This is a genomic window from Hyphomonas sp. (assembly GCF_041398385.1).
Classification (GTDB): domain Bacteria; phylum Pseudomonadota; class Alphaproteobacteria; order Caulobacterales; family Hyphomonadaceae; genus Hyphomonas.
Genome location: NZ_JAWKUW010000004.1, coordinates 344,574 through 361,672 on the forward strand (window position 1 = coordinate 344,574; position 17,099 = coordinate 361,672).

The 17,099-nt window shown below is 60.4% G+C and carries 15 protein-coding genes, 2 tRNA genes and 4 pseudogenes; 13 read left to right on the forward strand and 8 right to left on the reverse strand.

The genetic code is table 11. The features are described 5' to 3' along the window. Window positions 1-2 precede the first annotated feature (2 nt). Window positions 3-1,004, reverse strand: a pseudogene (locus R3C13_RS10715) (ribulose-bisphosphate carboxylase large subunit); the annotation flags it as partial. Window positions 1,005-1,072: 68 nt separating this feature from the next. Between R3C13_RS10715 and R3C13_RS10720 the strand changes: the two are divergent. Then, window positions 1,073-1,994 (forward strand): annotated as a pseudogene (locus tag R3C13_RS10720) (IS3 family transposase); the annotation flags it as partial. A gap of 348 nt (window positions 1,995-2,342) precedes the next feature. On the opposite strand, the gene R3C13_RS10725 reads toward R3C13_RS10720, so the two are convergent. After that, entirely contained in the window at window positions 2,343-3,092 is a 750-nt protein-coding gene (locus R3C13_RS10725; protein WP_371310812.1) for a LytR/AlgR family response regulator transcription factor, read from the reverse strand. Window positions 3,093-3,190: 98 nt separating this feature from the next. Between R3C13_RS10725 and R3C13_RS10730 the strand changes: the two genes are divergently transcribed. Continuing rightward, complete coding sequence (locus tag R3C13_RS10730) at window positions 3,191-4,384, forward strand: sensor histidine kinase (protein ID WP_371310813.1); 1,194 nt, start codon at window positions 3,191-3,193, stop codon at window positions 4,382-4,384. Between the two features lie 132 nt (window positions 4,385-4,516). On the opposite strand, the pseudogene R3C13_RS10735 reads toward R3C13_RS10730, so the two are convergent. Next, window positions 4,517-4,858, reverse strand: a pseudogene (locus tag R3C13_RS10735) (DDE-type integrase/transposase/recombinase); the annotation flags it as partial. A 52-nt stretch (window positions 4,859-4,910) separates the two neighbouring features. Next, entirely contained in the window at window positions 4,911-5,615 is a 705-nt protein-coding gene (locus R3C13_RS10740; protein WP_371310814.1) for an IS6 family transposase, read from the reverse strand. Window positions 5,616-5,660: 45 nt separating this feature from the next. On the opposite strand from R3C13_RS10740, the pseudogene R3C13_RS10745 reads away from it, so the two are divergent. Further along, a pseudogene (locus R3C13_RS10745) lies at window positions 5,661-5,966 on the forward strand (DDE-type integrase/transposase/recombinase); the annotation flags it as partial. Between the two features lie 124 nt (window positions 5,967-6,090). Here the strand turns inward: R3C13_RS10745 and R3C13_RS10750 are convergent. Both R3C13_RS10750 and R3C13_RS10755 read right to left on the reverse strand, forming a co-directional pair. Continuing rightward, window positions 6,091-6,729, reverse strand: a complete 639-nt coding sequence (locus R3C13_RS10750) for a heme-binding protein (protein WP_371310815.1) — start codon at window positions 6,727-6,729, stop codon at window positions 6,091-6,093. Window positions 6,730-7,476: 747 nt separating this feature from the next. Further along, window positions 7,477-7,566, reverse strand: a tRNA-Ser gene (locus tag R3C13_RS10755). Between the two features lie 180 nt (window positions 7,567-7,746). Here R3C13_RS10755 and R3C13_RS10760 point away from each other — a divergent pair. The 4 genes from R3C13_RS10760 to obgE all read left to right on the forward strand — a co-directional run bounded on the left by R3C13_RS10760 (window position 7,747) and on the right by obgE (window position 10,381). Next, window positions 7,747-8,364, forward strand: a complete 618-nt coding sequence (locus R3C13_RS10760) for a 50S ribosomal protein L21 (protein ID WP_371310816.1) — start codon at window positions 7,747-7,749, stop codon at window positions 8,362-8,364. Between the two features lie 41 nt (window positions 8,365-8,405). Then, entirely contained in the window at window positions 8,406-8,675 is a 270-nt protein-coding gene (gene rpmA / locus R3C13_RS10765; RefSeq protein WP_371310817.1) for a 50S ribosomal protein L27, read from the forward strand. Between the two features lie 122 nt (window positions 8,676-8,797). After that, entirely contained in the window at window positions 8,798-9,325 is a 528-nt protein-coding gene (locus R3C13_RS10770) for a GNAT family N-acetyltransferase (RefSeq protein ID WP_371310818.1), read from the forward strand. Window positions 9,326-9,334: 9 nt separating this feature from the next. Further along, window positions 9,335-10,381, forward strand: coding sequence for a GTPase ObgE (gene obgE / locus R3C13_RS10775; protein WP_371310819.1), 1,047 nt, complete (start codon window positions 9,335-9,337; stop codon window positions 10,379-10,381). A 3-nt stretch (window positions 10,382-10,384) separates the two neighbouring features. On the opposite strand, the gene R3C13_RS10780 is transcribed toward obgE, so the two are convergent. Next, window positions 10,385-10,618, reverse strand: a complete 234-nt coding sequence (locus R3C13_RS10780) for a hypothetical protein (protein WP_371310820.1) — start codon at window positions 10,616-10,618, stop codon at window positions 10,385-10,387. A gap of 88 nt (window positions 10,619-10,706) precedes the next feature. On the opposite strand from R3C13_RS10780, the gene proB reads away from it, so the two are divergent. The 3 genes from proB to R3C13_RS10795 are packed head-to-tail and all read left to right on the forward strand — an operon-like array spanning window position 10,707 to window position 13,761. Continuing rightward, complete coding sequence (proB, locus tag R3C13_RS10785; protein WP_371310835.1) at window positions 10,707-11,831, forward strand: glutamate 5-kinase; 1,125 nt, start codon at window positions 10,707-10,709, stop codon at window positions 11,829-11,831. Further along, on the forward strand, window positions 11,828-12,295 hold the full coding sequence (locus R3C13_RS10790; protein ID WP_371310821.1) for an N-acetyltransferase family protein: 468 nt from the start codon (window positions 11,828-11,830) through the stop codon (window positions 12,293-12,295). Before proB ends, R3C13_RS10790 begins: the two co-directional genes overlap by 4 nt. After that, entirely contained in the window at window positions 12,292-13,761 is a 1,470-nt protein-coding gene (locus R3C13_RS10795) for a RimK family protein (RefSeq protein ID WP_371310822.1), read from the forward strand. The genes R3C13_RS10790 and R3C13_RS10795 overlap by 4 nt, the downstream gene beginning before the upstream one ends. Here R3C13_RS10795 and R3C13_RS10800 read toward each other — a convergent pair. Next, a complete protein-coding gene (locus tag R3C13_RS10800; protein ID WP_371310823.1) occupies window positions 13,758-15,545 on the reverse strand; it encodes a long-chain-acyl-CoA synthetase in 1,788 nt (595 codons plus the stop codon). The two genes, R3C13_RS10795 and R3C13_RS10800, sit on opposite strands and share 4 nt — an antisense overlap. Window positions 15,546-15,717: 172 nt before the next feature. Between R3C13_RS10800 and R3C13_RS10805 the strand changes: the two genes are divergently transcribed. The 3 genes from R3C13_RS10805 (at window position 15,718) to R3C13_RS10815 (ending at window position 17,082) form a co-directional block, all read left to right on the forward strand. Then, complete coding sequence (locus tag R3C13_RS10805) at window positions 15,718-16,584, forward strand: acyl-CoA thioesterase (RefSeq protein WP_371310824.1); 867 nt, start codon at window positions 15,718-15,720, stop codon at window positions 16,582-16,584. Window positions 16,585-16,652: 68 nt separating this feature from the next. Then, window positions 16,653-16,729, forward strand: a tRNA-Pro gene (locus R3C13_RS10810). Window positions 16,730-16,773: 44 nt separating this feature from the next. After that, entirely contained in the window at window positions 16,774-17,082 is a 309-nt protein-coding gene (locus R3C13_RS10815) for an ETC complex I subunit (RefSeq protein ID WP_371310825.1), read from the forward strand. Window positions 17,083-17,099: the final 17 nt, after the last annotated feature.

Consider the following 17,099-nt stretch of genomic DNA (forward strand, 5'->3'; position numbering starts at 1 on the left):
CCCTAATTCGCGGTCGATGGCGTCGGAACAAAGTCCGATGTGTCCGTCGATGTGTAGTTGAATGTGATATTGCCCCAGGTATCGAGTGCAGCCGCCAAGGGCTTGCACCATTTGGCCGCGCTGCGGAGGATTTCTGGCCCCTCTTCAGCAATATCCCGCCCCTCGTTCCGGGCCAGCACCATGGCTTCGAGCGCCACCCTGTTTGCTGTTGCGCCGGCCTGGATCCCCATTGGATGTCCAATCGTGCCTCCTCCAAACTGAAGCACGACATCGTCGCCGAAGAGATCGAGGAGCTGGTGCATCTGGCCGGCGTGGATACCCCCTGACGCAACGGGCATGACTTTCTTCATGTCCGCCCAGTCCTGTTCGAAGAATATGCCGCGCTCCAGGTCGACCTCATTCTTCAGCTCACGGCAGACATTGTAATAGCCCTGCACAGTCAGTGGGTCACCTTCGAGCTTTCCGACAGCTGTGCCGGCATGAATATGATCAACCCCCGCGAGCCGCATCCACTTTGCGATCACGCGGAAAGACACACCGTGGTTCTTTTGCCTCGTGTAGGTTCCATGGCCCGCGCGGTGGAGATGCAGGATCATGTCATTCTGCCGGCACCACTCGGAGATCGACTGGATAGCCGTATACCCGATAATGAGGTCAATCATCACGATGACGGAACCAAGTTCCTTTGCAAGTTCTGCCCGCCGGTACATCTCCTCCATCGTTCCAGCCGTAATGTTGAGATAGTGTCCCTTGATCTCACCGGTCTCCGCCGTAGCCTTGTTGACGGCTTCCATCACGTAGAGAAACCGGTCACGCCAGTGCATGAAAGGTTGAGAATTTATGTTCTCGTCGTCCTTCATGAAATCGAGCCCGCCTTTGAGCCCTTCATAAACCACCCGGCCATAATTCTTACCGGACAGGCCAAGCTTTGGCTTTGTCGTAGCGCCGAGCAGCGGCCGACCGAATTTGTCGAGGCGTTCCCGCTCGACAATGATCCCCGTCGGCGTGGTCTGCCCCCACGAAAGTGGTCCATTATTTGAGTTAGTTCCGGCTTCAGATATGGAGCTGAGACATGGGCAAGAGATCAACGCCTGAAGAGATCATAGCGAAGCTGCGGGAGGTGGAGGTCCGCCTCGCGCGGGGTGAGACGACGGGTCAGGCCGTGCGTTCGATCGGGGTGACGGAACAGACACTATCGGTGGCGCAGGGTATGGCGGGCTGCAGGTTGGCCAGGCCAAACGGCTGAAGGAGATCGAAGGAGAATGCGCGGCTGCGTCGCTGCCATTCTGATCTGACCTCGACAACCAGATCCTGCAGGAAGTCATCAAGGAAAGTTCTGAGCCTTTCGCAAGCGCGAGCGGTCGATCATGTGGTGGAGACACTCGGCGCAACGAGCGCCGGGCCTACGCGTGATCGGCCAGCACCGTTCCACCCAGCGCAAGCCGCGTGTGCCACGCCAGGACGAGGATGTGCTGACAGCGGCATCATCATCGCCCTGGCTGAACGGTTCGGCCGGTATGGCTACCGCCGGATCACGGCCCTGCTGAGACGGGATGGCTGGCATGTGAACGCGAGAAGCGGGTGTATCGCATCTGGCGGCGTGAAGGGCTGAAAGTGCCAATGAAACAACCAAGAGGCCGTCTCTGGCTGAATGACGGCTCCTGCATCCGGCTGAGGCCGATGCACAAGGGCCATGTCTGGTCCTATGACTTCGTTCAGGACCACGCATGACGGCAAGGTGTTCCGCATGCTGTGTGATTGATGAGTTCACTCGCGAATGCCTCGCCATTCGTGTCGAAGACCGCAAACTCGCTCCCGCGATGTCCTAGACACGCTGGGCGAACTGTTCGTGCATCATGGCCCGCCGGAGCATATCCGTTCCGACAATGGCCCCGAGTTCATCGCCACGGCCCTGCGGAGTGGCTTGGCCGGATCGGCGTGAAGGCGCTTATATCGAACCCGGTTCGCCTTGGGAGAATGGATACTGCGAGAGCTCTCATCGTCCGGCAGCGGGCCGGTCGTGTCTCCGACATTTGAAAACTGGGTGAGCTGTCCTATTTTTTCGTCCAGCGTCATGCGCAAGAGCAGGCTCTCCACGCGATCCTGGACGGGTGCCTGCTCCGCAGCCACCGGCGTGCCCGCACATACCGGCAGCGCGATCAGCGCCGCCGCACACAGGAAGTGTGATATTGCCCTCAACGTTTTCCTCCCGGCAGTTCAGATTTGAACAGCTGTTTTAGGGCATTGTCGGGCGAACTCCATACCGGCAGCAACATGGGATGCGCCGGACGGTCCAATTCCTGCGGTAAACGGGAGAAAGGAGCCTGTCGGGAACAGGGACCCTACAGATCATCTATGAGTTTCTGGATGACCTCCCTATAGCTGCGACTAGAGCGAACGATCGTATCATCTGTAAGGATGATCTGGGCCTCACCCTTGTGTAACATGCGGATTTCCCGGATGTGCTCCACAGAGACAATCGACGAACGATGTACACGGACAAAGCGCTCTTCCGGCAAATCGTTTTCGAGCGACTTGATAGTGCGCCGGATCGCCGCTTCCTTCTCGCGCGTGTGCAGGAGCGAATAATCGCCCGCCGCCTCGATCCACAGCACATCACCATGAGGGATGAAGTAGTAGCGGCCTGCATCCCTGATCCTCAGCATGGCCGGCGGATCGGCGCGGCTGTCCTCTCCTTCGTCCTGCACTTCCTGCTCACTCTCCTCTATCAGGGTATGCAACCGGATCGCCTTTTCGACCGCTTTGGCAATACGGTGGCGGTCAAAAGGCTTTAGTACATAATCGATTGCGTCGATGCCGAATGCCTCGACAGCATATTCAGGATGTGCAGTGGCAAAAACGATGAGCGGCTTTGGATAGGCGAGGATCCTCTCCGATGCCTCAACGCCTGTCAGTTCAGGCATTTCGACATCGAGCACTGCGAGATCGATCCCGCCAGCATTGATGCGATCTATAGCATCCAGAATCGAAAGGTAGGCGCCCTCAATGGACACCTCACCCGTGTCACGAAGCATGCTTTCGATCAGCTCCAGGGCCGGGGCTTCGTCATCGCAAACAATCGTCCTGAGCATCTCGAACGGGTTTCCTTCTCGCTTCGGCAGCCAAATAACTATTTTTTACAGCAAACATGAGGTTGATCTGGAAGCGCTTTTGGCCGTCACATGTTTCCATGACTGCTATCGACTCTCCCCGATCCATGTTCAAGACTCTGGGCATGGGCATGCAACCGGATGCCCGGCAATACTGGCTATTCCAGATCAGCGGCTGGATGGCCATGGCGCTGCTGAGCTATCTTAGCCTGACTGTCTGGTACAATCCCGGACAGCTTATACCCGTGCTGCATACGATCCTGCAGTCCGTGCTTGGCGTCTTCGTCAGCCATCCCTTGCGGTGGGTCGCTTCGGGAACGTGGAACAGGCCTCTCCTGTCCCGCACGCTGATAAATGGCGCAGCTGTCATGGCCGCCTCGCTCGTCTGGACACTGCTCCGGCTGTACACTTTCATGTGGCTAACGGGGGAAAACATTCCGCTCTCCGACTGGGGCGGCTGGATGTTTGCCTCGGTGATCGTCTTCGGCGCCTGGAGCTTCTGCTATCACGCGCTGAAATACTATCGCCACTGGATCGTCGAGCATCAGTTGGCGGTCGATGCGCAAAACACGGCTCTTCGTGCGAAGGAGGTTGCCCAGCGCGAAACGCTCAAACGCCTCGAAGCGGAAAAGCTGTTCCGTGATACACAGCTACGTATGCTGAAGTACCAACTCAATCCACATTTCCTGTTCAACGCGCTGAACTCCGTCTCATCGCTTGTGCGGAAGGGCGATACGAATGGTGCAACCGACATGCTGGCGCGGATCGGCAATTATCTGCGGGTCACACTCGACCATTCCGACGAAATCAAGCACACGCTGCAAGACGAACTGGAAACTCTCGAACTCTATCTTGGCATCGAGAAAGTGAGGTTCGGGGACAGGTTACACATCACCTTCGAGATCGACGACAACGCCCGCGATGTCGCCGTACCCAGCCTCCTGCTGCAGCCGCTGTTCGAGAACAGCGTGAAGTTCGCGGTCAGCCGGAGCGTGAAGCCTACGACAATCAGCTTGAATGCGACGCTGGCGGACGATCGCCTTCTGCTCAAGGTTCGCGATGACGGATCGGGACAAATGCCAGACCCGGTCGCCACGATGGAAAAAACCCAGGGCATCGGCCTTCTGAACGTGAAACAGCGCCTTGTATCCACCTATGGCACAGACGCGCAGATAGACTATGGCGCAACCGAACCGTCAGGCTTCGCCGTCGAAATGTCGATCCCGGCCCAGACGCTCGGCAACCCGCCCGTCAGGCGAAAATCGCCTGAGTGAAAACGTGACAATCTCTGGCTGCATGACGGCTCGTGCATCAGACTGAGACCAACTCACAAGGACCACGTCTGGTCTTATGGGTGCTGTCAGACGAATTCGAACCCGTCTCTGTTTTTCGCGGACGAGCAGGTCTCAGACAACGACCAACTCGCGCCATTCGAGAAGAGCAGCGTCACGTAGCGATTTGAACCTAGCCCTACTCTCGATGTTCCTTTGATGATTGAAGTGATTGTGTACTGAGGAATGAATTGAAGCAAACTTCTGAAGACTTCGCATGCGTCGGAACCGCGACATCGCCCGTTCCCTTCGCCGGAACGGTAGGTGTGAATTCTCGGCACGGTTATTGAGATGGCGCCCAGTTTCCTGGCGGTGAGCATTGCCAATTTCGCGCATTGCAGCACCATATGAGTGAAGTCTGTCGGTCACCACTATCTGAGGATTAGCGTACCGCTTCATGGTTTTTCTCATGAATTGGCGCTGTCAGACAAACTCGAACCAGTCTCCATTATTCTCGAATGAGCAGGTCCTAGGCGACGAGAAGGTCGCGCCGTTCGCGAAGAGCGGCGTCGCGTTTCTGTTTGAACCGGATTCTGGTGTTGATGTGCCTTTCGAAGTTGAAGTGATTGTACACTGACGAATGAACTGAGACGAACTTTTGCAAACTTCGCATGCGCCGGAAGCGGGACATCGCCCGCTCTCGCCTTCGGAACGGTAAGTGAGAATTCTCGGCGCGATTGTTGAGATGCCGGCCAGTTTCCTGGCGACCTTCGCTCCCGATCACTTTCATGGCCGCCCGATATGATGGACATTTGTCCGTCACCACGACATGTGGATTTCCATACCGCCTCATAGCTTTCTTAAGGAATTTCAATGCAGAAGCCTTGTCCCGGGTCTTTGTAACGTAAGATTCCAAGACTTCACCTTCATGATCGACAGCGCGCCAAAGATAATGAGTCTGCCCACGGATCTTCACGAAAACCTCATCCAAGTGCCACTGCCATTGCGGACTCTGCCGCATCGCTTCTGAACGCCTTTTCCGGATCTTGTGTGCGAAGTATGAGCCAAACCGGTCGACCCAGAGCCTGACGCTTTCATGGCAGATATCGATCCCGCGTTCGTGAAGAAGGTCTTCGACATTCCGCAAAGACAGCGGGAATCGGACATACATCAGCACGCCCAGTTGAATGATTTCGGGTGACGTCTTGAAATAGCGAAACGGGTTCTTGGCCATTTCGCGAGGCTAACCGCCTCAGCTCTGTGCCTCAAGGCCGTTTGCCCCGACAATACCGTGACGGATAAATGTCCTTCATATCGGGCGGCCATGAAAGTGATCGGGAACGAGGGCCGCCAGGAGACTGGCCGGTATCTCAACAATCGCGCTGAGAATTCACACTTGCCATTTCGAAGGCGGGAGCGAGCTATGTCCCGTTTTCGGCGCATGCGAAGTCTCCAGAAATTCGCTTCAATCCATTCGTCTGTGTACAACCACTTTAATGACCAAAAGAATATCGAGAACAGTGCGAGATTCAAATCGCTACGCGACGCCGCTCTTCTCGAATGGCGCGAGTTGGTTGCGGCCTGAGGCCTGCTCGTTCGCGAAAACGGAGACGGGTTCGAGTTAGTCTGACACCACCCCTCTGACAATGCCGTACTATTCTTCAGCAGGAAAATATTTTATCGACAGAATCGTAATCGCCAATTGTTCGTCAGCGCGCGATCTCGATCATCACCTCGTTCCGTCTCAGGAAGGTCGGGATCCATGGCGGATTGTATCGGGCATAGATTGGCTCACCGATAATCTCGTAACCCTGCTGTGACAGGAAGTCTGAAAGCTCTTTCGCTTTCTTCTGGAATCTCTTTTCACTTGGGCCACCAGAGAAGCGAATTGCTGCCATGCGACGGGCAGGTAATTGCCGCAGCTCAATGCGGGCATCATTGGGCTGCGGCAATGTCTCCATCGACCATTCCGGCGGCATGACGAACGCAACGCGCCAGGTCTCACCGTCAGACCGTTCCTGGGTAACGGGAGAGGTCATTGCGATCTTTTCCGAGCGTGACTGAATGACCGGCGCGGTCATAGCAATGTCTGCACTGGAAGCCTCGCCGGGTTTCTGGTTGTCGCCGAAGATGAAACCCGCCAACGGACGAAAGCCGCGGTTGCCGGCAGCCGCCATGTCTCCGGACACTTCCACCTCGGCCAGGATCATCGGCTGGTACTCGCGGATCTCGATGGATCCAGCTGAGAATGTCACGGTGTGTGGCGGCTCTTCGGCCGCATGCGCTGCAGACGTCATGATCGCTCCCCACACTAGAACGACGGTGATCAAGGCGCGTATGAATACCATAGCAACTACTTCCTATCATCCAATTACGCTCAGCCAGGACGTACGGATTGCATGCAAACTGAGTTCTGCTTCCGGAACGCCAGACATCGAACCTACCCAAACCTGCAGCTTGATCATGCTTTTAGCAGGCAAAGCCGGTTTGCTGCCCATTGCCCATAGTGACGCGATACAAAGCCCAGTTGCGTGTGACATGGAGAAAACCAACGGATCGCTGCCCCTCATGTCGAGCCGGCAGGTATTGTCAGGGCAAACGACCTGGAGGTGACCAATGCTGGCATTTAATCTAGGAAAATGGCCAAGAACCCGTTCCGCTACTTCAAGACGTCACCCGAGATCATCCAACTTGCATTCATGATGTAAGGTCATGATATTGATCCGAATGTCTGCTTTCGGCGATTTCCTGCCTTCCCTTCCGGTACAGGGGATGGCCGCCCTCAAGAAGGCATTGTCAGAAGAACTAGATCTGGCTGTCTCTTCCCGCCTTGTCACCCTAATTTCGGGCGAACAAGCTTGATGCAGCTACAGTGCGGAGGCGAGCGACGAAAAACAACCGGCGTCAATATCATACCAAACCGATTTCCTCTGACAATGCCGTACTGTTGCATTTGGCGATTGGAGACGGCGGCAGATTTCCGGCGCGAAATCTCCCCTGTTCCGGAAACGGAGACGCAGCCCCAGTGCCAAAGCCCTCGGTGTGTGGGGCTTTGCGCGGAGGTGACGGTACTTTTCTCAGATTGGGGGTGTGGCTGGCGGAGAGAGAGGGATTCGAACCCTCGGAACCCTTGCGAGTTCACTAGTTTTCGAGACTAGCCTATTCAACCACTCTAGCACCTCTCCGCGCCGGTGTTGAAGCGCCGTGTCCTATAATGACTGCGCACGATATTCAACCACCTGAAATCGCCTGAAGATGACATTTGACAGCGGCTCGCCTTTAGTGTTTACCCCCCGCTTCAGGCGCGGAGCCGGCGACGGTTCCGCGCATATCCCGTTTATTTCCATGCCGGAAGGATGAGACCCATGTTCGCGGTCATCAAGACAGGTGGCAAGCAATACAAGGTCGCCGAAGGCGACACGATTGTTGTCGAAAAGCTGAATGCCGAAGCCGGCAAGGACGTCGTGTTCGACACCGTTCTCATGCTGGGCGAAGGCGCAAATGTTACGGTTGGCGCGCCCGTGGTGGCCGGCGCCGCTGTAATGGGCGAAATCGCTGAACACACCCGTGGTGACAAGGTCATCACGCGCAAGAAGCGCCAGCGCCAGACCTACCGCCGCACCATCGGCCACAAGCAGCACCTCACCGTGGTGAAAATCACCGGAATCAGCGCCGACGGCGCCAAGAAGCCGGCGAAGAAAGCTGCTGCCAAGAAGGACGACGCCCCGAAGGCTGAAGCCGCCGCTCCGGCCGCAGCTGCTGCACCGGCTGCAGAAGGCGCTGCCGACAACCTCAAGAAGCTGACCGGCATCGGCCCGGCGCTCGAGAAGAAGCTGAACGGCGCAGGCATCACCACCTTCGCCCAGATCGCCGCCCTCACCGACGCCCAGATCGCAGACCTGGAAGAGCAGCTGAGCCTCGCCGGCCGCTTCGCCAAGGACGGCTGGGTCGATCAGGCAAAAGAACTCGCAAAAGACGCATAAGGCTTGTATAAGGCCACCCGCTAAAGGATCAGGAGCCAGATATGGCACACAAGAAATCAGGTGGTTCGTCCCGTAACGGCCGCGATTCGAATCCGAAGTATCTCGGCGTGAAGAAGTATGGCGGCGAGCACGTGCTCCCCGGCAACATCCTCGTGCGTCAGCGCGGCACCCAGAAGTGGCCGGGCAAAGGCGTCGGCATGGGCCGCGACCACACCCTCTTTGCGCTTACCGAGGGCAAGGTTGAATTCGCGAAGAAGGCCAAGGGCCGCGTTTTCGTGAATATTGTACCGGTCGCAGACGCAGCAGAATAGCGGCTGACAGCGCGGCCGCGGGAACGTGGCCGGATCGCTCAGACGATCAGTTTCCAGGGGGAGGCAGGCCACTGTCTCCCCTTTTTCAATGCCTCCCTCCCGACGTGCCAACGGGGAGACCCATGAGTGAAGAAATCAGGACGGACAGGCTGGTTCTCAGGCGCAAGCTGATCAGCGACGCGCCAAGGATCCACAGGCTGGTGTCGGATCCGCGGATCCACCGCAATGTCGGCCGGATCCCGGCCAATCAGACGCTGGAAGAGACCGAAGCCTTCATCCGCAAATCCATCGATGGCGAAGAGAACGGCGAATATGCCGGCTTTGCAGTCGAAAAGGATGGCGAACTCATCGGCCTGGTCGGCGGGCGGCCAAACGGTGTGCATGGCCCGTTCGACATCGGCTACTGGCTGGCGCCGGACGAATGGGGGCAAGGCCTTGCAACCGAGGCGGCCCGGGCGTTCCGCGACTGGCTCAACCGGAAACGGGGCATCCGGGCGATGACGTCGGCCTGGTTCCTTGACAATCCCGGGTCAGGCCGGGTGCTGGCAAAGCTGGACTTCCTGCCCGCAGGCCGGATGAAACATTACTGCTACGGCCGCGACGAGCGGGTCGAGTGCATGGAGATGGCGTGGATAGCGCCAAACGCATAGAAGACTGTCATGAAATTCCTCGATCAGGCCAAGGTTTACATCAAGTCCGGCGGCGGCGGCTCTGGCTGCGTCTCGTTCCGGCGCGAGAAATACGTCGAATATGGCGGGCCTGACGGCGGTGACGGCGGCCGGGGCGGTGATGTCTGGGCCGAGGCGGTCGAGGGCCTCAATACGCTGATCGACTACCGCTACCAGCAGCACTTCAAGGCGAAGCGCGGCGGCCACGGCATGGGCAAACAGCGCACCGGCGCCAGAGGTGACGATGTCGTCCTCAAGCTGCCCGTGGGCACCCAGATCTTCGAGGAAGACCGGGAAACCCTGATCGCAGACCTGACAGAGGTCGGCCAGCGCGTCCTGCTGGCTCAGGGCGGCAATGGCGGCTGGGGCAACCTCCGCTTCAAATCCTCGACCAACCAGGCCCCGCGCCGCGCCAATCCGGGCGAGGATGGTGAGGAAGCGTGGATCTGGCTGCGCCTCAAGCTGATTGCCGACGCAGGCCTGATCGGCCTGCCAAATGCCGGCAAATCCACCTTCCTGTCAGCCGTGACGGCGGCCAATCCGAAGATTGCGGATTATCCGTTCACGACGCTCCATCCGGGGCTCGGCGTGGTCGATCTCGGCCCCGGCTCACGCTTCGTGCTGGCCGACATTCCGGGCCTTATCGAAGGCGCAGCGGAAGGCGCGGGTCTCGGCCATCGCTTTCTCGGCCATGTCGAGCGCTGCAAGGTGCTGCTGCACCTCATCGACTGTACGCAGGACGACCCTGCCAAGGCCTACCGCACCATCCGCAAGGAACTGAAGGCCTACGACCCGGAACTCGCGGAACGTCCGGAAATCGTCTGCCTCAACAAGGTCGACGCCCTGACGCCCGAACTCGTCGCCGAACAGGCAAAGCTCCTGAAGAAGGCGTACAAGGGCAAACCCCTGCTCATTTCCGGCGTCACCGGCGAAGGCGTGAAGCAGGCACTCTATGAGATCGCACGCCACCTCGGCCTGCAGGCCGAAGAGGAAGCCGCCGCCAATCCGGACACGGACGACTCCTGGTCGCCGCTGTGACAATCAGTGATGATGGTGATGTGGCTCGGTATTGAGACTGCCGCACTTGCCGCAGCGGACGACCACGCCATGCGCATCGTGATGCGCTACATCCACCAGAAGTGTCGTCTTGCACCGGCCACAGCGATAGGTCTCATCGCCGCCGCCCTCGCGCGCCGGCGTGCCAGCCGTGTGCTCAAGGATATCGGCGCCGACGGCCTGCTCTTCGGTCAGCAGGATCATGTTGAACTGCGGCATGGGAACTCCTCTTTTGCCCCCAATGAGCGGCAAGGCGGCGCCTTGTCAACGCGTTCCCCCTTCCGGCAGGCGGCACAGTCATGTATCGCTGCGCGCCATGACTGCTGACGCCCTGACCCGCGCAAAGCGCATCGTCGTGAAGACCGGCTCTGCCCTGATGGCGGAGTCCGGCCGGCCGCGCCATGCCTGGCTCGCCAGTCTCGCCGCCGACATCGCCGCCTGCCGCAAGCGCGGACAGGAGGTGATTCTCGTCTCATCAGGCGCCGTGGCGCTCGGCCGCGCGGCCCTCGGATCCGCCGGCACGGCCCGGCTCGACCAGAAGCAGGCCGCCGCTGCGATCGGCCAGCCGCGGCTCATGGCAGCCCTGGCAGAGGCCTTCGCGCCGCATGACGTTACCGTTGGCCAGGCCCTGCTGACCCTGTCGGACACCGAAACCCGTCGCCGTTGGCTGAACGCCCGCGCGACGCTGGAAACCCTGCTGGAAGCCGGCATCGTTCCGGTCATCAACGAGAACGACACGGTCGCGACCGACGAAATCCGCTATGGCGACAATGACCGCCTTGCCGCCCGTGTAGCCCAGATGATGGGCGCCGACCTCCTGGTCCTCCTCTCAGACATCGATGGCCTCTACACGGCGGACCCCCGCTCAAACCCCGACGCGCAGCACATCGACCGGCTCGACGCCCTGACCCCCGAGCACGACGCGATGGCCACTGGCGCGAACACCGCCGCCGGCGTCGGCTCAGGCGGCATGGTCACCAAACTCGCCGCCGCCCGCATCGCTCATGGCGCCGGCTGCTCCACCGTCATCACCCTCGGCAACCGCGACCACCCCCTGCTCGCCCTGGAAGACGGCGCGCGCGCGACCCTGATCGCTGCCCACGTAACCCCTGCCCGCGCCCGCGAAGCCTGGCTTGCCGGGCACCTCCAGCCGGAAGGCTTCATCCGCGTCGATGAGGGCGCCGCCAAAGCCCTCAAAGGCGGCGCGAGCCTGCTCGCCGTCGGCGTCACCGGCGTCGAAGGCGGCTTCGACAAAGGCGCCGCGGTCGCCGTCAAGGCGCCGGACGGCAAGGTGATCGCCAAGGGCGTCACCGCCTACTCCGCCGCCGAGATCCAGCGCATCGCCGGCCGCCAGAGCGAAGAAACCGAATCCATCCTCGGCTATCGCGGCCGGCCCGCCATAGTCCACCGCGACGACATGGTCCGCACGTGACCGCCACGATCCGGCCCGCCACGGAAGCCGACATCCCAGCCTTGGTCGCGCTCGAAGCGGGCTTTCCGCCGGAAGACCGCTTTCCGGTTCGCACCTGGCGACGCCTCCTCCGCGGCCGGTCCGCCGCCTATGTCGCGATGGACGGCGAGGACGTGGTTGCTGCTGCCGTCTACCTCTTCCGTGAAGGAACGAAGATCGCCCGGCTCTATTCCCTGACCGTCGCCCCGGCCCAGCGCGGCAAGGGACTCGCCCGCGCCCTCATGGCCGGAGGAGAAGCCGACGCCGCCGCGCGGGGATGCACCCTTGCCCGGCTGGAAGTGCGCCAGTCAAACTTACCTGCAATTCATCTTTACGAACGGTACGGATTCCGAGTATTGGCGCTGTCGCAATGCTACTATCCCGATGGAGAAACAGCGGTGCGCATGGAAAAATCCATCGCCCCTGAAGAGAGCCTCAACACATGACCGATTGGGTCATTCTGGTCGAATCCGCCAGCGACATTTCCCAGGCCGAAACGCCTCACAAGGTGCTCAAGGTCGCCGATTACATCACCAAGCCGGCCCTGTTCGCCGGTCGGCGCCCCTATATCCTGAACCTCTGCCGCTCCTATGCCTACCAGTCCGAAGGCTACTACGCCTCGCTCCTGGCAGAAGCGCGCGGCCATCGGGTCAGCCCCAGCGTCCAGACCATGGTCGAACTTTCAGCCAAGGGCCTCTACAACCACGCCCTGCCCGACCTTGGCGAACGCCTGCGCGAAGCCCGCGCAAAGGGCGCCCCGGAGGTCGAAAACCTATTCGTCGCCTTTTCCCGCCCCGAAGTACCGGGTTATGAGCGGCTTGCCCGCGAGGTTTCGGACTGGTTCCGCGTGCCGGCGCTGGAGGTCGAATTCGACCCGGAAACCCCCAACGGCATTGGCCGGGTGCGGATGGTGCCGCCGCAGAAGCTGAAAGGCGAGCGCCGCGACTTCTTCCTGAACGCCATGGCGAACTACACGAGCGGCCGGATCAGCGAGCCGAAATCGAAAGCCCCGGCCAAATGGGCTCTTGCCGTGCTGGTTGATCCGAACGACGACACCGCACCATCGAAGCCGGCCTCCATCAAGCGGCTCGCGGATGTCGCCGCCAAGATGGGCGTGGAGGTCGAAACAATCGACCCGTCCGACCTTACCAGCCTCGCCGAATTCGATGCCCTCTTCATCCGTGCAACCACGCAGATCGACAACTACACCTACAAATTCGCCCGCCGTGCCGAACAGGAAGGCATGCCCGTCATCGATGATACCCATTCGATGATCCGGTGCACCAACAAGGTCTACCTCAAGGAAATCCTGGAGAAAGCCGGCCTGCCCATTCCGCGCACGGAGATTCTGGACGAGAAGTCCGATCTCGAAGCCGTGTTCGCCCGGCTCGGGTCGCCCGTGATCCTGAAGACGCCGGACGGCTCTTTCGGCTCCAACATGGTCAAGGCGACGACGCTGGAAGAACTGAAGGCCGGCGCCAAGGGCATGTTCGACGACACGGCCCTGATCATCGCGCAGGAATTCGTACCGACGAAATTCGATTGGCGCATCGGCGTGCTGAACGGCGAGCCGCTCTATGCCTGTCAGTACCGAATGGCACGCGGCCACTGGCAGATCGTGAAGCATGGCCCCGGCGGCAAGACCACCGAAGGCGGCTTCACCACTTTCGCCGTTCAGGATGCACCTCCTGAAGTCGTCGATGCGGCCGTCCGCGCCGCCAGCCTGATCGGCGCCGGTCTTTACGGGGTCGACCTCAAGGAAACCGACAAGGGCGTCGTCATCATCGAGATCAACGACAACCCGTCGATCGATCATGACGTGGAAGGCGCCATCCTCAAGGATGAACTCTGGCGCCGGATCATTTCCTGGTTCTCCACGCGCCTCGAACAGCGCATGGGTCGCGCCGTCTAGAAGCGCATGCCGCCGGCACGCACTTTCTCATAGGTCTCTTCCGTCATCGGCTCATACGCGTCGGCATCGGCGTTGTAGACATAGAGCGGATCCTTGACGGCCGCCGGATCGAACCCTTCCTGCACCAGTTCCAGCTTGCGGAACTTGAGCGTGCCGGTCGTGTTCGCCTCCTTCTGCACTCTGAGGAAAACCGGGATCGCATAGCCCGGCAGACGATCCGCCAGCAGGCGATGCAGGCCCGCAATGTCGAGATCCTGGTTTGCCGTGATGGCGGCCATGCCGGCCTTCCCATCTGCCCCCGGCACCGCGATGCCATAGACGTTCGCCGTTTCAACACCCTTGATGTGGGCCATCGCCTCGCCGACTTCATTGGTCGCGACATTCTCGCCCTTCCAGCGGAAGGTGTCGCCGATCCGGTCAACGAAGTAGACATAGCCCCGCGCATCCCTGCGCATCAGGTCGCCGGTGCGGAACCACATGTCTCCCTTTTCGAACACGTCGTGCAGGATCTTCCCGTCCGTCGCCTTCGCGTCGGTATAGCCGTCGAACCGCGTGCGGTTGTCCGCGCCGATCCGTCCCAGAACTTCGCCCACTTCGTTCACACCGGCTCGGATGCAATGGCCTGCCGCATCACGCACCGGCTGTTCTGTCTCGATATCGGACTTCACGAAAGCGATGTGGCGGAAAGGCTTGCTCATCCAGTCAGGCATGCGGCCGCACGCGCCCGGATGGCCGTCAATATTCATCATGCTGACATTCCCCTCGGTGGAGGAATAGAATTCCTTGAGCTCGCTTATGTCGAAGCGTTCGATGAACCGGCTCCAGACCTCGGGGCGCAGGCCATTGCCGATGCCTGCCCGGATCCGGTGTGTGCGGTCGAACTCCCCCGGCGGCTGATTGACGAGATACCGGCAGAGCTCCCCGATATAAACGAACAGCGTTGCGCCCTCGCGAGCCGCGTCCTCCCAGAACCGGCTCGCCGAAAACTTCCGCCGCAGGATCGCGCTCGCGCCCGCCATCAGCGTTGCGCCAAGCCCGGCGATTCCGCCCGTTGCGTGATAGAGCGGCAGGGTCAGATACACGCGGTCACGCGGATGCACATCCATGGGGCCGATAAAGGTCCGCATCATGGTGCGAGCGCGCGAATGGGTCATCCGCGCTGCCTTGGGCATCCCCGTGGTGCCGGATGTATAGACATAGAGACATGTATCGCCGCCGCGCAGTGCCTCGCGCGCGCCGCGGTCCGGGCGCGCATCCGACGCAGAGGCGAGCGCCCGTGCGAGATCACCCGCCTGGTACCCGCAAAGCGACCAGACCTTGCGCAAAGAGTTTAGGTACGGCACGGCACCGCGCATTGCGCGGTCAAAGCCCGATCCGGTAATAATCGTCTTTGCGCCGACAATATTGAGGCAATGCGCCAGCGCCTCGCCTTCGAGGTTCGTGTTCACCAGCGCGCTGACGACACCGACTTTCGACAGGCCAAACCAGGCCGCAGCAAAATCTGGCCGGTTCTCCATCAGCAGCGCGACCACCTCGCCCGGATTCAGTCCTTCAGCCAACGCCCAATTGGCATAGCGGTTCGCCCTTGCGTCAAACTCGGCATAGGTGGTCAGCTCTCCATCGAAGCGGAAGGCGACGCGGTTGCGATACTTGTCGACCGCCGCCTCGAATTCGTCCGGCACGAGGATGTCCGTATCCGGGGTCACATCCTTCGTCCACATCATCACCTTGATGCCGCCCACCAGGAACTTGATGTCCTGTTTCAGGTTCGACAGGGGATTCATCTTGCAACACCTCACGCATGCGCCATCAGCACCGACCTGCGACACTACGCTGTTAAGGTGAACACCCCCGTTCCCTGATCGGTGAAATTTCACGGATCCGCCTTGCACACCGTCAGGCTTTGCATCCCGGTTCAGGTCTGGTAGCGCTGCACTGCACCATGGGAGGCTGAACATGACAGATCCGGTCGGCGACCTGCTGAACCTGCTCGACATCGAGCAACTGGAACTGGACCTTTTCCGCGGCCAGAGCCCGGACGAAGAGGAAAGCCAACGCGTCTTCGGCGGTCAGGTGATTTCGCAGAGCCTCGTGGCCGCCTACCGCACCGTGCCGGAAGACCGGCCCTGCCACTCGCTGCACGCCTATTTCATCCGCCCCGGCGACCCGAAAGTCCCGATCATCTACCAGGTGGACCATTCCCGCGACGGCGGCAGCTTCACCACCCGCCGGGTCGTCGCCATCCAGCACGGCAAGCAGATCTTCAACATGGCGGCGAGCTTCCATGTGCGCGAAGATGGCTGGCACCACCAGCACACAATGCCTGACGTGCCCGGTCCCGAAACGCTGGGCGACCGGCTGGAATGGCGCCAGAAATTCGCTGAAAAGCTCCCGGCCCACCATCGCGGCCATTTCCTGCGCCCGCGCCCCATCGAAATCCGCGAGATCGAGCCGCTCGACCCGCTGAATCCGGAAAAGGCGAGCGATGTCCACAATCTGTGGTTCCGCGTCGCCCGCCCGATCGACGAGGCGCCCTGGCTGCATCACTGCCTGATGGCCTATGCCAGCGACATGTCCCTGCTCGGCACCGGCAACCGGCCGCACGGCGTCTCCTGGATGACCGGCGAGCTGATGGCCGCCAGCCTCGACCACGCCATGTGGTTCCATGCGCCGCTCAAGTTCGACGAATGGCACCTCTATTCCATGGACAGCCCCTATGCCGGCGGCGCGCGCAGCTTCAACCGCGGCTCGATCTTCACCCAGGATGGCCAGCTCGTTGCCAGCGTGGCTCAGGAAGGCCTCATGCGGCCGGTGCGGAAGTAACTGCCCTCCACTGCAAAGAGCCGCGAAAAGGGCTTGCACTGCCCCGCGCACTCACTACACCGGGACTCCGGAGCGTAGCGCAGTCTGGTAGCGCATCTGGTTTGGGACCAGAGGGTCGTAGGTTCGAATCCTATCGCTCCGACCAGTTTCTCAAAGGCCGCTCGTGAAACGGCCGACAAGGGCAGGCAGATGCACGCACGGATCTACAAACCCGCCAAGAGCGCCATGACCTCCGGCCGTGGCAAGACCAAGGCCTGGGTACTTGAATTCGTTAAGGAAAATGTCCACCGCACGGCAGACCCGCTGATGGGCTGGACCAGCATCGACGACACATCCGGCCAGGTGCGCCTCGAATTCGAAACCCAGGAAGAGGCCGTGGAATTCGCGAAGAAGGAAGGGCTCACCTTCCGCGTCGAACCGGCCCGCGAACGCAAGCGGCTTGTTAAGTCCTACAGTGCTAATTTCGACGCAAACCGGAAACAGCCCTGGACGCATTAGGACAACGGGCAGGCAGA

Coding starts and splice junctions, on each gene's coding strand:
- R3C13_RS10725 (WP_371310812.1), bottom strand. CDS start 3,092: ATGCTCAGGACGATTGTTTGCGATGACGAAGCCCCGGCCCTGGAGCTG.
- R3C13_RS10730 (WP_371310813.1), top strand. CDS start 3,191: ATGACTGCTATCGACTCTCCCCGATCCATGTTCAAGACTCTGGGCATG.
- R3C13_RS10740 (WP_371310814.1), bottom strand. CDS start 5,615: ATGGCCAAGAACCCGTTTCGCTATTTCAAGACGTCACCCGAAATCATT.
- R3C13_RS10750 (WP_371310815.1), bottom strand. CDS start 6,729: ATGGTATTCATACGCGCCTTGATCACCGTCGTTCTAGTGTGGGGAGCG.
- R3C13_RS10760 (WP_371310816.1), top strand. CDS start 7,747: ATGTTCGCGGTCATCAAGACAGGTGGCAAGCAATACAAGGTCGCCGAA.
- rpmA (WP_371310817.1), top strand. CDS start 8,406: ATGGCACACAAGAAATCAGGTGGTTCGTCCCGTAACGGCCGCGATTCG.
- R3C13_RS10770 (WP_371310818.1), top strand. CDS start 8,798: ATGAGTGAAGAAATCAGGACGGACAGGCTGGTTCTCAGGCGCAAGCTG.
- obgE (WP_371310819.1), top strand. CDS start 9,335: ATGAAATTCCTCGATCAGGCCAAGGTTTACATCAAGTCCGGCGGCGGC.
- R3C13_RS10780 (WP_371310820.1), bottom strand. CDS start 10,618: ATGCCGCAGTTCAACATGATCCTGCTGACCGAAGAGCAGGCCGTCGGC.
- R3C13_RS10795 (WP_371310822.1), top strand. CDS start 12,292: ATGACCGATTGGGTCATTCTGGTCGAATCCGCCAGCGACATTTCCCAG.
- R3C13_RS10800 (WP_371310823.1), bottom strand. CDS start 15,545: ATGAATCCCCTGTCGAACCTGAAACAGGACATCAAGTTCCTGGTGGGC.
- R3C13_RS10805 (WP_371310824.1), top strand. CDS start 15,718: ATGACAGATCCGGTCGGCGACCTGCTGAACCTGCTCGACATCGAGCAA.
- R3C13_RS10815 (WP_371310825.1), top strand. CDS start 16,774: ATGCACGCACGGATCTACAAACCCGCCAAGAGCGCCATGACCTCCGGC.